We start from the raw sequence: 14,325 nt of genomic DNA on the forward strand, positions 1-14,325 counted from the left end.
ATATGTTACGAACACGCGTTATTACAGCACTTATCGGTGTCGCCGCTTTTCTCCTGCTTATCTATTTGGGCGGGATTTGGTTGGCTCTGCCGGTATGGGGCTTAGCTTTTTTAGCATTATTGGAATATAAACATATTTTGCAACAGCGGCAAATTTATGCATCGGCTATCGTGATGACTATTGTCATGACGTTGATGATTGTCGGTGCGGAGACTGTCGGCGGTATCTTTTTATTGATTCTTTTGCCGGCGATTTTGCCATGTCTGTTCCTCGTAGCATTTTGTTTACGACGTGCGCCGGACTTTTTATCACTGTTTTTCACTATCGGCGGCGTGTTGTACATCGGTGTCGGTTTTAGCACATTGCTTTTGTTGCGTAGCGCGTCGTTTTTGCATGGAGCGGCATTCGGCTCCGGCACTTTTTGGGTCTGGTTTGCGCTTTTGGGAACGTGGATGAGCGACACGGGTGCTTATTTTGCCGGCAAACGATTTGGAACCAAAGCGGTGGTTCCGCAAATCAGCCCGCATAAAACGCTTGAAGGTTTTATCGGCGGTGCCCTTTTTACAATAGTGGGATTGCTCATATATGCGTACGCCGGTCAAGTACCGCTTTCTTTTGCACTCGGTTTAGCTATGGCGGTAGCGATGGTCGCGCCGGCAGGAGATCTTTTTGAATCACTTTTGAAGCGCTACGTAAATGTTAAGGATTCGGGACATATATTGCCGGGGCACGGCGGTATTTTAGACCGTTTTGACAGCCTTTTATTCGTTACACCGGTGTTGTACTCGCTGCTTTTATTTTTGATAGGTGACTTATGAAAAAAATTGCGGTATTGGGAAGTACCGGATCGATAGGTACGCAAGCTTTAGAAGTTATTCGTGAGCATTCGGATAAATTACAGGCCACCGTATTGGTGGCTCATCGTAACACTGATTTATTGCGGCAGCAGATCGAGGAGTTTCATCCTGAACTGGTTGCGGTAACGGATAGGGAAGCCGGGAAGCAGCTGCGAGCTACTTATACCGGTCCGACAAAAATTATCATCGGACCGGAAGCGTTAACAGAAGCGGCTGCGGCAGCTAATGCCGAAATCGTTTTGGTAGCCATTTCGGGCGCTATCGGGATCGCGCCTACGTTAGCTGCGATTGATGCACACAAAGTGATTGCTCTTGCGAATAAGGAAACGATGGTAGCCGCCGGCGATCTGGTTAACCGCAAAGCAGTAGAGGCAGATGTTACCATTTATCCTGTAGACAGTGAACATAGCGCGATTTTTCAATGTTTACAGGCAGTTCCCAAAGACGCGTTGGCAAATGTCATATTGACGGCTTCGGGAGGACCTTTCCGTGGCTATAGTGCGGCGCAACTTGCCAATGTAACCGTTGCCGATTGTTTAAAGCATCCGACATGGCAGATGGGACAAAAAATAACGATTGATTCCGCGTCCTTATTTAATAAGGGGTTGGAAGTTATCGAAGCCCATCATTTATTTGCCGTCGACTATGATAAAATAGAAGTTGTTGTACATCCGCAGAGTATTGTTCACTCGATGATTCGTTTGCGGGATGGCGGGGTGCTTGCTCAGCTGGGTGTTCCGGATATGAAATTACCGATTCAGCTGGCATTTTCGTATCCCGAGCGATGGACGATTAATAACGCTCCGCTGCATTGGGATACGCAACGCACACTGGAATTTGAGCCGCCGGCCACAGACGTTTTTCGTTCCTTGCCGCTGGCGTATCAGGCAGGGCGCATGGGACAATCGGCGACATTAGTTTATAACGCGGCCAATGAAGAAGCGGTAAAGGCGTTTATTGCAGATAAAATTTCCTTTACGGATCTTTTTACCGTGACGGAAGAAATGGTCGTAACTCATACGCCGACACCATTGCGTGATTGGCAAGACATTGTGATGGCTGATCGGGCCATTCGCAATCGAGCGACGGAATTTATTGCGACATTATCGAAATAACGGAGGAATACTTTGCTGACTATTATCGCGACCATCTTTGTATTTGGCGTGATTGTTCTTGTGCATGAGTGGGGACACTTTATTACAGCTAAATTGACCGGTATGCGAGTGGATGAGTTTGCGGTCGGTTTCGGCAGTAAGTTGTGGTCAAAGCGCGTGGGAGAAACAACATACTCTTTGCGATCCTTTCCTCTCGGGGGATTTAATCGCATTGCAGGCATGACGGAAGAGCAGGTTGAGGAGGATCAGGTCGATCCGCGTCGCGCCTTTGTGTATAAACCGGCTTGGAAACGTTTCATCGTGATCGTGGCCGGTGCGGCTATGAATTTTATTCTGGCCATTATTTTGATCAGCGGTCTGTTTAGCGCATACGGTGTTTCTACACCGAGTGATGAACCGATCGTCGGTGAAGTTCTTACACAGGCGCCTGCATCAAGTCATCAATTGGTGCCCGGCGATCGCATTGTAGCGATTCAGGGGGAGCCAATCCGGCAATGGAATGAAATTTCTCCCCATATGCAAAAATGGGGTGGGCAAGTGGTTACGTTACGAGTTGAACGTAACCACGAACCGCTGACGTTACAAGTGATTCCCGGAAGCGATAACGGACGTGTAGTACTTGGTATCCTTCCGGTCATTGAAACGCGGCCGGTCGGCTTACTCGAATCCGTTCAGTACGGTGCAGAACGTTCATGGAACTTAACCGCGCAGATGTGGAAAGGCATCGGTCAGCTGATTACCGGGAAAGTTTCCGGCAGCGAATTGGCAGGACCTGTCGGTATAGCGCAAATGGCAGGCAACATTGCGCGTACCGGTTTTGCCAATTTATTGATGTTTACCGCCGTATTGAGTCTTAACTTGGGACTACTTAATTTATTGCCCGTACCCCTGTTGGACGGAGGTCATTTATTGCTGATTGTGGTAGAGGGAATTATCGGTAAAAAATTACCTCCTAAATACCTGTACTATATTCAGATGACGGGAATGCTTCTTCTAGGTGCACTTTTTATTTATGCGACGAGTAACGATATCTTACGATTTTTGAAATGACATGAAGTGATAGAATGACACGAAGAAAAACAAGACAAATTCATATAGGACAAGTAGCGATCGGTGGGGGCGCACCAGTATCTATTCAATCGATGTCGACATTCACCCCGACGGACATCACAGCGGCGGTAAAGCAAATCAATGAACTTGCGGATGCCGGTTGTGACATTGTGCGTTTGGCGGTGCCGAATCGGGCGAGCGCGCTCGCGTTGAAGCAGGTTAAATCGCAAACCAGAGTGCCGTTGGTAGCCGATATTCACTTTGATTACCGCTTGGCTCTGGATGCCATTGACAGCGGTGTTGACGGTTTGCGGATCAACCCCGGCAATATTGGCAGTATGGAAAATGTGCTGAAAGTGGTCGAGAAAGCCAAACCGAAACGCATTCCCATTCGTATCGGTATTAACGCGGGATCATTACCTGAGCATATTCTGGAATCCTACGGCGGCCATCCGACCGCACAGGGAATGGTAGCTTCTGCATTGGAACATATTCGGATATTGGAGCAGGCGGATTATCGTGAAATGAAAATTTCGCTGAAATCCACGGATGTTCCCATGATGGTGGAAGCGTATCGAACGCTTGCTGATCAGTGCGATTATCCGCTCCATTTGGGCGTGACGGAAGCGGGCACGGTGATGCGCGGCAGTATTAAGTCAGCGATGGGGATCGGCGCTCTTTTGCTTGACGGTATCGGCGACACGATTCGTGTGTCATTGACAGCCAATCCCGTAGAAGAAGTAAAGGTTGCGAAAATGATTTTACAGGCAGCCGGTTATTCTACGTATGGGGCGGTCATGATTTCATGCCCGACCTGCGGACGTTGTCAAGTCGATTTAATTCCGATGGCAGCGGAAGTCGAAAAACGTCTGGAAGGTATTAAAACGCCATTGCGTGTAGCCGTCATGGGGTGCGTCGTCAACGGTCCTGGGGAAGCTCGCGAAGCGGACTTCGGAATTGCCGGTGGCAATGGCCAAGGCGTTTTGTTCCGCAAAGGCAAAGTGCTGCGAACTGTTCCTGAGGATGATTTAGTCGACGAACTAATGAATGAAATTGATCAATATCTAGCGGAGGAGAAAAAGGTATGAGAGCATCTCAATTATATAGTCCCACGTTACGTGAAATGCCGGCAGATGCGGAGGTAATGAGTCACAAACTGATGTTGCGTGCGGGGTTTATCCGTAAACTCAGTGCAGGTTTATATACATTTTTGCCGCTGGCTTGGCGCACGTTGCGTAAAATTGAAACGATCGTGCGAGAGGAAATGGACGCTATCGATTCGCAGGAAATTATGATGCCGATTATTCAGCCAGCAGAAATTTGGCAGCAATCGGGACGCTGGGGGGCCTACGGTGAAGAGATGTTCCGTCTCCAAGATCGGCATCAGCGGGAATTTTGCCTTGGACCGACGCATGAAGAGATGATAACCACGCTGGTCAAAATGGATGTTTCTTCGTACAAACAATTACCGCTTACTTTGTATCAAATTCAAAATAAATATCGCGATGAAGTTCGGCCTCGTTTCGGATTAATGCGAAGCCGCGAATTTATTATGAAAGACGGCTATTCGTTTGATGCTGACCCGGCAAGCATGAAAGTCAGCTATCAAAAGATGTATGATGCGTATAGTCGCATTTTTACGCGTTGCGGATTGGATTTCCGACCGGTAGAGGCGGACTCAGGGGCCATCGGCGGCAGCGGCTCACATGAATTTATGGCTTTTGCCAAGTCCGGCGAAGCGGCTATTGTACGTTGTCATGATTGTGATTATGCGGCAAATATCGAAGTCGCATGTCCGCAAACACCGGATATTGAAAGCGAAGCAGCCGGCGTAGAGCTCGAAAAAGTGGCGACACCCAATCAGAAAACAATCGAGGCATTGTGTCAATTTTTACAAATTGATGCTGCACAAACGATTAAAGTCGTTATGTACCAGGCAGAAAAGAAATTGGTCATGGCCGTTGTTCCGGGCACGGCAGAAGTCAATGATGTGCGCGTGGCGGGATTAGTCGGTGCTGTGGAATTGCCACTTGCTGGTGATGAAGAACTACAGGCTCATGGCCTTATCCCGGGGTACCTGAGCCCGATCGGCTTGACGCCGTCGGATGATTTGGAAATTATTGTAGATCCGAAAGTTATGCAAATGACGGATGCTGTCAGCGGCGCCAACGAAGCGGACACGCATTTCCGACATGTCATTCCGCAAAGGGATTTCCCCGATGTGCGCGTGGAAACGATTCGTCTGATTACAGATGAAGATGTGTGCCCGAAATGCGGCGGTCATATTACTATTGACCGTGGTATTGAGGTCGGTCAGGTATTTCAATTGGGCACAAAGTACAGCGAGTCGCTGGGAGCCATGTTCCTGGATCAAAACGGCAAGTCGCACCCCTTTTATATGGGTTGTTACGGTATCGGCGTATCGCGGACGATGGCGGCGACAATTGAGCAAAGTTATGACGACGATGGGATTATTTGGCCGGTTGCGATTGCGCCGTATCAGGTGGTCGTCGTAGCAGCTAACAGCAAAAATGAAGAACAGCAACAGGCGGCGGAACAATTATATAATGAGTTGACTCGGGCGGGCATCGAAACGGTCTTTGATGATCGTAAAGAACGAGCCGGTATCAAATTCAAAGATGCCGACTTGATCGGTTATCCTGTTCGTGTGACCGTCGGTAAAACATTCATTGAAGACGGCGAAGTAGAAATCAAGGTTCGTCGGAGTGGTGAAGTCACGAAAGTGAAGTCTGACAAAGCTTTGTCAACAGTGCAAGACTTGTTAGCATCACTGGCATAAAGGCACAAATAAAAAAGAGTCGATGCATCGACTCTTTTTTATTTGTAGCACTGACGGCTGCGTCAAAGGCCTATGTTATAATAAAGACTTGAAGAGGTGAAACAATGGAATTATTAGCGCCAGCAGGGTCGCTGGCACATTTAAAAACGGCGGTTGCTGCCGGCGCTGATGCAGTATATCTCGGCGGGAAAGCATTCAGCGCACGCCAAAGTGCAGCAAATTTCGATCACGAGGAACTGCGGGAAGCGGTGACGTTGTGCCACTTACATGATGTGGCCGTTTATGTGACCGTTAATATATTGGTGGCGGATGCGGAAACGGAGCCTTTTAAACATTTTATCCGTGAGCTTGCGGAGCTTTCTGTGGACGTCGTTATCGTACAGGATATCGGTGTTGCCCAAATCATTCGTCGCGAAGCGCCGCTGCTTGCTATTCACGGCAGTACGCAAATGTCGGTAAGCGATCTTGCAGGGGTGGAATTTTTAGCGAAGGAAGGGTTTACGCGAGTCGTTTTAGCGCGTGAGCTTTCCCTGACGGAAATTCAAGAGATTACAGAGCAGGCATCGATTGAGATTGAAATATTTATTCATGGTGCGCTATGTGTATCGTATTCCGGTCAATGCCTGATGAGCAGCTTTATCGGTGGCCGCAGCGGTAATCGCGGCGCATGTGCGCAGCCTTGCCGGATGCCGTATGACTTGGTGGATGCGTCCGGCGGACGTAAGAATCCTGCGGCGGAACAATATGTATTAAGTCCCAAGGATATGATTTCAACGGATGTTATTGCGGAACTTGCGCAAACTAAAGTCGCCTCGCTTAAAATCGAAGGACGAATGAAGCAAATTCCCTACGTATATACTACGGTGAAAACATATCGGCAACTGATCGACGGTGAAATCAATGCGCAGGTCGCGCAAACTATGTTGGCTAAAAGTTTTAATCGCGGTTTTACAAAAGCGTATTGGTACGACTCCGTCGGTCGTGATTATTTAACACGTTTTGCACCGAACTATCATGGCGAACCGATCGGTATTCTTACAAAAATTGATAAAAACAAGGAATTGGCAGTGTTTGCGATGTCGCATATTCCGGCGAACGCAAACGGTGTCTATAAATATATCGCCAAAGACGGTGGTTTATGTTATGTCGCCGGTAAAGATGTAACGTATCAATCTGGGAAAAAAGAGTTGTACTTCCACTATGCCGAATTTCCAAAGGAAGACACAAAACTTTATTGGCAATCTTCGGAGCAGCCGGCAAATGTTACAGCGGATATCATCGCCATTCCTACCTACTGGGATGTGCATGCCGTTGTCGGTGAACCGCTGCGGGTGAAGGTTCGTACAGAAGAAGGTATTGCAGTTGAAATTGTAAGTGATTTCAACGTACCGATGGCTCGCACACAGCCGACAGATCTGAATCTTGTAAAAACGCAACTTTCACGTTTGGGCAACACTGCTTTTGTACTGGAGGGTGTGACTTTAACGGAAGGCCATTTTATGCTGCCTAAAAGTGTTTTGAATCATGTGCGTACGCAAGCACAGACAGCATTAACAGAAGCTATTTTGCAAACCTATAAAGAACGTCATTTTCAGGCGGTACCGACGGTTTACGACAGAGTAAAACCGCATGTGCTACCATCGCTCAAAAGTGTAGTAGTACGAGCTCGAACGCTTGCACAGGTAGAAACGGCATTGGCAGAAAAAGCCAACGAAATTATTTTTGGTGGCGATATATTTACCGGTGAAACGTATACGGCACAAGATTATGCTCAAGTGGTAATGCGTTCGCGGCAGCATCATGCTCGCGTAGGCCTGGCTATGCCGCGTCTGACGCGACAAAAAGAAGCTGCTGAAGTTGACTGTATGCTTCAAGATATGGTTGCCGCACAACCGGATTTTATTTTGATTCATGCGTACAGTGATGCGCAACGATTGGCAGAGTTCGCGCCGCAGATGCCTTTTTATGTAGCGCCGACGCTAAATGTATTTAATCAGGAATCGTTGCGCTTTTGGCAACAACATGGTGCGAGCGCCATCTTTCTTTCACAGGAGCTTACACTGGCACAAATTCGTGGAATTTTACGCCAATACGACGGCTCATTGGGAGTATACGCTTGCGGTCGCACAGAATTAATGGTGACCGAAAATAATTTATATAGCGCCTATGGAGACGAAAAATGTACAGATCATGGAGTGCGGAATTGGTCACTGCGGGATCGATTGGGAAAGGAATTCCCTTTGCAGACGGATCAGTTCGGGCGTATGCATATTTTCAATTCAGTGCCTACAGATATGGCGCCGGCGCTCGCCCGTCTCTCGCAATACGGTGTTCACAAAGTGGTCATAGATGCGGCATTGCTTTCACAAAATGAGTTGGCGCAAGCAGTCAAAATTTACACGGCTCTATGGTTACAAGACGCCGAGTTTACGAATGAAGTGTTCCCGCAGGCAACGCGCGGACATTTGCAACGAGGGATTATGTAATGGAACGTAAGACGTTAGAGGCCTTAGATTACGGAAAAATTCAAGAACGGTTACGAGAGCGTTGTGCATCGAACGGTGCCAAGGAATGGGCACTGCAATGGTATCCCAGCAGTGATCCGAGAGAGGTTGAACGACGCCTAGCTGAAACGGCGGAGGCACTACTGCTGATTCAAAATGCACAGACGCCGCACTTCGGAGGCTTGCGGATGATTCGGCAGTCACTGGAACGAGCGCAGAAAAAAGGGATTTTAACGGTGGAAGAAGTGCTGGCGATTCGCTCGTCACTGGAAGCCTATCAAGAAATTCGCGACCGCTTTATGGCGTCGCAGGAAACGCCTCGTTTGACAGCACTTGCGGCAGGAATTGAGCCGCAACCGCAACTTTTAGCACGGCTTGAGACGATGTTTGATGAACGTGGTCGGATGCGCGACACCGCAAGTCCTAAGCTGAATCAATTGCGTCGCACTCAGGAACGGTTGCAGGAACGCGTGAAGCATTCACTGGAAGCAATGATCCAGGATCGTACCACTGCTAAATATTTACAGGAAGCGTTGGTCACACAGCGCAATGAGCGCTATGTCGTGCCGGTTAAAGCGGAATATAAATATGCGGTGCCGGGGATTGTGCATGATCGTTCCGCAACCGGACAAACGCTTTATATTGAGCCGCTCGTTTCGGTAGAATTAAATAATGATTTGCAAGAAGCAGCTTTGGCGGAGCATACGGAGATTGTGCGGCTAATGACGGTGCTTTCCGAGCAGGTGGCCCAGGTAGCGCAACCGTTGATGCATGCAGAAAAATGCACCACAGAGCTGGATTTTATTTTGGCACGAGGCTACCTTGCGGCGGAGGATCACGGACGGTCAGCGCAACCTGCCACCAATGCTGAAGTTCTTTTAGAGTCCGTTCGCCATCCGCTTTTACCCCAACAAAGTGCAGTACCCATCACTGTTGAAATCGGTAACGGGTATTCTATTTTGGTGGTAACCGGATCGAATACCGGTGGCAAGACGGTTGCCCTAAAGACGGTAGGTCTAGTAGCGGCGATGAATCAAGCGGGACTTTTTATCCCTGTTGCGGGACGTGCGGTTTTACCTATATTCCAAAATATTTGGGTGGCGATCGGCGACGAACAAAATATGGCAGAAAATTTGTCCACGTTTTCCGGGCACATGAGCCGCCTGATTCGAATTATGAAAGAGGCAGGCAGCAACGATCTGGTGTTGTTGGATGAGTTAGGATCAGGAACGGATCCTGTGGAAGGCGCGGCACTTGCGATTGCGATTTTGGAGTACTTCCATCGCTTGGGGTCGCTCGCCATGGTAACCACGCATTACAGTGAGTTAAAGCAGTACGTTTATACGCATCCCGGCATGGAAAATGCGCATGTTGAATTTGATGATGAGACACTTACACCCACATACCGTTTGCAGATCGGTATTGCAGGGAACAGTCAGGCGCTCAATATTACAAAACGTCTGGGCATGATTCCTGAAGTGTTGGCTCGCGCGCAGGAATTGAAACAAGCTTCCGCGTATTATGAAATGGAAACGGTGCTTGAAGAACTGAATCATAAACGCCGCGAACTTTCCCGTATGGAGGAAGACTTACAAACGCGGCTTGCTAAAGCGGAAAAATCGCATGCCAAATGGAATGAAAGCAACCAGGAATTGCAGCGTAAAAAGCAAGCCATTTTGCAGAAAGCACGTGATGATGCGCGGCAATTAAAGCGTGAGCTTAAAGTGAATGCCGAACAAATCATTAAAGATTTGAAACGCAGCGCTAAAGAGGCAAAAGATAAACAGCAGGCGGTCGTTGATGAGAAGCGGCAAGCGATTGACCGTTTGTCGATACCGAGCGCAAATGAACGAACAAAAATCCCGCTTCGCAAGATCGAAATCGGGCAAGCGGTGTATGTAGATACGTTGGAAAAGGTAGGCACTGTGATTGATATCCAGGGGAAACAGTTCAAAGTTGATTTAGCCGGTCTGCCGATTACGGTGGCGGCCAGAAATTTATTTTACCCGTTACCGCAAGAAGCAAAGCCAAAGGAAGTAAAAACAAAAGAACGGATTCGCAGCACGACAGTAGCTCCGAAAATGCGTATGGCGGCGCAAAGCATTAATCTGATCGGAGAGACGGTGGCGGATGCCGAACCGCAAGTAGCCGCTTTTTTGGATGCGGCGATGCTGGCGGGTTTGACCTCGGTGGAAATTATTCATGGGAAAGGTACCGGCGCATTACGCAAAGGGATTCACGAACAATTACGCAAAATTCCTTATGTAAAATCCTTTTCATTCGCACCGGCAGTGGCCGGTGGCAGCGGCGTGACAGTGGTGACACTCGGATGAATAGCGTAGAGGAAAGTTCACGCAGTCGAGCGGTCAAATGGTTGTTGCGCTTAAGCGGAGTGAAGGCACTGACGGAATGGACCGACGGTGATATCCTGAGTTGGATTATCAAGCGACAGTTGGTGTGGGATGCCACCGTACCGCATTGGCTAACACAACGCCATGAAGTAACCGATACGACAAAGGACGGTATTCGTACCGTCCGTATTGCGGCATCAAAAGAAAATAACAAACAGTATTTGTACTATGTACATGGCGGCGGCTTTTTAATGGAGATGTATTTCCTGTACTGGCTTTTCGCCGATCGAATCACGTCGTCATTGGGGGCGGAACTCGCCGTGCCAATTTATCCGCTGTTACCGGAAGCAAATATGGAAGTATGCTTTCAGGCGATTCTTGCCTCCTATCAACGCTGGTATAAAACGATTCCCAAGGATGCCATGATCCATATCATAGCGGATTCGTCGGGCTGTTCGTTAGCGTTACGCTTAGCGCAGGAAACTGTCGCAAGCGGTGTACCGGCCCCGGAAAACTTAATTTTGATCTCGCCTTGGGTGGATATGAATATATCGGATAAACGCCTCGATATCTATGAACAGGATGATCCCTTTATATCCGTGGAAGCATTACGTGAATGTGCCGCGATGGCGGTGCCCAACCAAGATTACGATGACCCACGGTATAGTCCCCTGTACGGAAATTTGTCAGGTATCGGGCGGTTGAGCGTTTTCACAGGAACGGCGGATACGCTGTATCCGAATGCATTGGCATTACGAAATCAAGCCACATTAGCGCATGTACCGATCAATTATTACGAACATAATGGAATGTTCCACATTTATCCGCACTTTCTCGTGGCAGAGGGGCGACAGGCATTTGCAATGATTAAAAAAATCATTATGGGCAAAGCACCCGATCCGCAAGGCCGCGGATTTACAATTATACGCTAAGGAGACAATTATGTTGAACAGTACAGAAAAGATGGTAGATGTAGGCGGTTTTCCAATTCCTGAGGATCAGGCGGAACAGTTTTGCGAAATGCGCGAAGCAATGGCAAAAGCAGCTACGGAAGTATTAGAAAGCTTTTGCACAAAAGTGGAGCGCAAAAACTTGGATGAAGTACTGGGGGAAGGCGTTATCGGGTATTTCGCTGATGGCGACGAGGTACATGTTTCACTGGATCCCTTTGAAGTGCCGGCGATGCATGTTGCGCATGAACGCGGTAAATTGCTGGAGTACATATTGGCGGCTAACGGAATTCCCGTCGAATACTATGAGAAACATCTCCGCAAAGTATAAAAGGTATAAAAGTTGTTACGAAATACATAATAATGTACAATAATAAGGAAAACGCTTAAAGCGCGTTACCAAAAAATGAAGGAGATGTACATGATTCATATTATTTGTGATACGACCGCATGCTTGCGTGATGAGTTTGTGGAACGTCATGACAATCTGCACATGATCCCCCTGCACATTGCGCTTGGGGGTGGTGAATCTGTGGATGACAACAGCATCAGCACAAAAGAAGTTTTTGAAAGTTATGAAGCCACGAAAATTCAACCGCTGACCAGTCAACCGTCTATTGGCGAGTGGTTGCAACTTATTAACTCGATTCCTGAAGAGGATCCGATCATCATTATCACGCTTACTCAGATCGTCAGCGGTACAGCGCAGACGGCCCGGGTCGCAGCGAAACAATCAAAACGGAAACAAATTGCAGTGATCGACTCGCATTCTACCAACGGCGGCATGCAGATTCTGGTGGAAGAAGCGCTAGCCATGATCGAAGAAGGTAAAGATTTCGACACTATTGTGGCGCAACTGCATGAAAATATTGCTAATTCGATTACAATGTTTGTGCCCACCGATTTAAAATATTTGCAACGTGGCGGCCGTATCGGTAAAGTCGCAAGCTTAGTAGGTTCGATTTTACAAATCCGTCCGATTCTTTATCTTGAATCGGATGCGATCGGCATACTCGATAAAGTACGTACCACAAAACGGGCAATGCAAAAGATGAAAGAAAAAGCGATGTCCCGTCCTGTAAAACGTCTGCACGTTGCCACTATTTTGGCGGATGAGCTGGGATACCAATTCAAAAAAGAATTGGAAAGCGAACTTCCCGATGTCACTATTACGCACTCGGAAGGATCGCCGGTCTTGGCGTCACACTTGGGCCCGCAGTTGGTCGGCATGATGGTGGAATGGGAACATGAAGACGGCACCGAGGAGGGCGCGCATGTATAGTGAAATTGACGGCACACATTATAAACAAATGCTGATCGGCGCTTATCAGGCATTTAAAGAAAATTATGAAGCGATCAATGAATTAAATGTATTTCCTGTTCCGGATGGTGATACGGGCACCAATATGCTGAACACGTTACGTTCGATGTACAGCATGATTGTCAATAATGACAGTGAATTTATCGGTGTCATTGCGGAAACGGCAGCCACCGGTGCTATTATGGGCGCACGCGGCAACTCCGGCGTCATTTTATCGCAAATTATCCAGGGCTTGGCGAAAGGTTTGCGCGGTAAAAAACAGGCATCTTCCCGGCAGATGGGCAAAGCATTCCAGTATGGGATTTTATACGCATACCGTTCGGTCGTAAAGCCGGTCGAGGGTACTATTTTGACGGTCGCACGCGGCATTGCGAGAGGAACGCGTGACGTAACTCGCACGGAGCGTGACTTCAGTAACGTTTTGCGCAAGGCGATTCAAAGCGGTCAAGAAGCATTGGCGCAGACACCTGAACAATTGCCGATTTTAAAAGAGGCCAATGTCGTGGACGCAGGTGGACAAGGCTTACTGCTGTTTTTAGAAGGCTGCTTGGCTGGATTGACAGGCGAAGTAAGCATTACTCAGGAACAGGTGCCGGCTGCCGTTAAAAAATTGCAAGTAAAAGGTGAAACGTTCTCGATTGATTATCCGTATTGTACGGAATTTATTCTCCAACCGGCTAAAATCAAAGGTGCGGAAGCGCGTAAAGTACTGGAGGCATGGGGCGAATCGATGGTTGTTGCCGAAGGTACCAACCTGTTAAAAGTTCATATTCACACCCAACGTCCGGGGCATGTACTGGATATGGCAGCCGATTGGGGCACGCTGCATGATATTAAAGTCGATAACATGATGGACCAATTTGAACGAAATAAAAATATCGCTCGCAGTAATGAGAAAAAAGCATTAGGCTTATTGGCTGTGGTATCCGGCGACGGTTGGGAAGAAATCATGAAAAATATGCATGCCGAAGTGTTAAGCGGTGGGCAAACCATGAACCCTTCCGTCCAGGAAATTATGCAGGCGCTGGACGCTCTTTACGCGGACAACTATATTATTTTGCCGAATAATAAAAATATTATTCTTGCCGCCAAACAGGCGCAAAAAATCCTCGGCGAAAAATTACAAATTGTGCCGACTGCAAATCCTGCAGAAGGTGCCGCGGTAGCTATGCAATATGATCCGAATAATGATGTGGCCAGCAATGTGGAACGCATGTGCGAAGAGCTTGAACACATCCGTGCGGCAGGCATTACTCAAGCGGTGCGAGACAGTTCGGTAGATGGCGTCAAAATTGCCAAAGATGATTATATGGGCATTATTTTCGAGGATTCCATCGCCACCGGCGCGTTCGATCCGATTGTGCTCGCCGATCCGAA

11 protein-coding genes are annotated in these 14,325 nt (G+C 48.0%); all 11 read left to right on the forward strand.

Translation table 11 applies throughout. The annotated features are described in order from the left end of the window. Positions 1-2: 2 nt before the first annotated feature. A complete protein-coding gene (locus tag RDN69_RS00185) occupies positions 3-818 on the forward strand; it encodes a phosphatidate cytidylyltransferase (protein ID WP_024048824.1) in 816 nt (271 codons plus the stop codon). Beyond that, positions 815-1,972: a 1-deoxy-D-xylulose-5-phosphate reductoisomerase gene (gene dxr / locus RDN69_RS00190; RefSeq protein ID WP_024048825.1), complete on the forward strand. Its 1,158-nt coding sequence runs from the start codon at positions 815-817 to the stop codon at positions 1,970-1,972. Before RDN69_RS00185 ends, dxr begins: the two co-directional genes overlap by 4 nt. Before the next feature lie 12 nt (positions 1,973-1,984). Next, positions 1,985-3,022 (forward strand): RIP metalloprotease RseP, encoded by a 1,038-nt coding sequence (gene rseP / locus RDN69_RS00195; protein WP_024048826.1) that lies wholly within the window; start codon positions 1,985-1,987, stop codon positions 3,020-3,022. A 14-nt stretch (positions 3,023-3,036) separates the two neighbouring features. Then, positions 3,037-4,110: a flavodoxin-dependent (E)-4-hydroxy-3-methylbut-2-enyl-diphosphate synthase gene (ispG, locus tag RDN69_RS00200; RefSeq protein WP_034436447.1), complete on the forward strand. Its 1,074-nt coding sequence runs from the start codon at positions 3,037-3,039 to the stop codon at positions 4,108-4,110. Then, positions 4,107-5,822, forward strand: a complete 1,716-nt coding sequence (locus RDN69_RS00205; RefSeq protein WP_024048828.1) for a proline--tRNA ligase — start codon at positions 4,107-4,109, stop codon at positions 5,820-5,822. The genes ispG and RDN69_RS00205 overlap by 4 nt, the downstream gene beginning before the upstream one ends. 104 nt (positions 5,823-5,926) lie before the next feature. Further along, the gene (locus RDN69_RS00210) at positions 5,927-8,308 is read left to right on the forward strand and encodes a DUF3656 domain-containing protein (RefSeq protein WP_288218072.1); all 2,382 of its coding nucleotides are present in this window, start codon (positions 5,927-5,929) and stop codon (positions 8,306-8,308) included. After that, positions 8,308-10,659 (forward strand): endonuclease MutS2, encoded by a 2,352-nt coding sequence (locus RDN69_RS00215; RefSeq protein ID WP_288218073.1) that lies wholly within the window; start codon positions 8,308-8,310, stop codon positions 10,657-10,659. The genes RDN69_RS00210 and RDN69_RS00215 overlap by 1 nt, the downstream gene beginning before the upstream one ends. After that, positions 10,656-11,609, forward strand: coding sequence for an alpha/beta hydrolase fold domain-containing protein (locus RDN69_RS00220; RefSeq protein WP_024048831.1), 954 nt, complete (start codon positions 10,656-10,658; stop codon positions 11,607-11,609). The genes RDN69_RS00215 and RDN69_RS00220 overlap by 4 nt, the downstream gene beginning before the upstream one ends. 10 nt (positions 11,610-11,619) lie before the next feature. After that, the gene (locus RDN69_RS00225) at positions 11,620-11,958 is read left to right on the forward strand and encodes a hypothetical protein (protein ID WP_024048832.1); all 339 of its coding nucleotides are present in this window, start codon (positions 11,620-11,622) and stop codon (positions 11,956-11,958) included. A 90-nt stretch (positions 11,959-12,048) separates the two neighbouring features. Continuing rightward, entirely contained in the window at positions 12,049-12,909 is an 861-nt protein-coding gene (locus RDN69_RS00230) for a DegV family protein (RefSeq protein WP_024048833.1), read from the forward strand. Next, positions 12,902-14,325 (forward strand): DAK2 domain-containing protein (locus RDN69_RS00235; RefSeq protein WP_288218074.1); only part of this gene is annotated, 1,424 nt, incomplete at its 3' end. The genes RDN69_RS00230 and RDN69_RS00235, both read left to right, overlap by 8 nt.

It is taken from the genome of uncultured Negativicoccus sp., assembly GCF_902480485.1.
GTDB classification, from domain to species: domain Bacteria; phylum Bacillota; class Negativicutes; order Veillonellales; family Negativicoccaceae; genus Negativicoccus; species Negativicoccus succinicivorans.

Excerpts from the sequence above, each read along its gene's own strand:
- RDN69_RS00210 (WP_288218072.1), top strand. The coding sequence starts at position 5,927 with ATGGAATTATTAGCGCCAGCAGGGTCGCTGGCACATTTAAAAACGGCG.
- RDN69_RS00185 (WP_024048824.1), top strand. The coding sequence starts at position 3 with ATGTTACGAACACGCGTTATTACAGCACTTATCGGTGTCGCCGCTTTT.
- ispG (WP_034436447.1), top strand. The coding sequence starts at position 3,037 with ATGACACGAAGAAAAACAAGACAAATTCATATAGGACAAGTAGCGATC.
- RDN69_RS00225 (WP_024048832.1), top strand. The coding sequence starts at position 11,620 with ATGTTGAACAGTACAGAAAAGATGGTAGATGTAGGCGGTTTTCCAATT.
- RDN69_RS00230 (WP_024048833.1), top strand. The coding sequence starts at position 12,049 with ATGATTCATATTATTTGTGATACGACCGCATGCTTGCGTGATGAGTTT.
- dxr (WP_024048825.1), top strand. The coding sequence starts at position 815 with ATGAAAAAAATTGCGGTATTGGGAAGTACCGGATCGATAGGTACGCAA.
- RDN69_RS00215 (WP_288218073.1), top strand. The coding sequence starts at position 8,308 with ATGGAACGTAAGACGTTAGAGGCCTTAGATTACGGAAAAATTCAAGAA.
- RDN69_RS00220 (WP_024048831.1), top strand. The coding sequence starts at position 10,656 with ATGAATAGCGTAGAGGAAAGTTCACGCAGTCGAGCGGTCAAATGGTTG.
- RDN69_RS00205 (WP_024048828.1), top strand. The coding sequence starts at position 4,107 with ATGAGAGCATCTCAATTATATAGTCCCACGTTACGTGAAATGCCGGCA.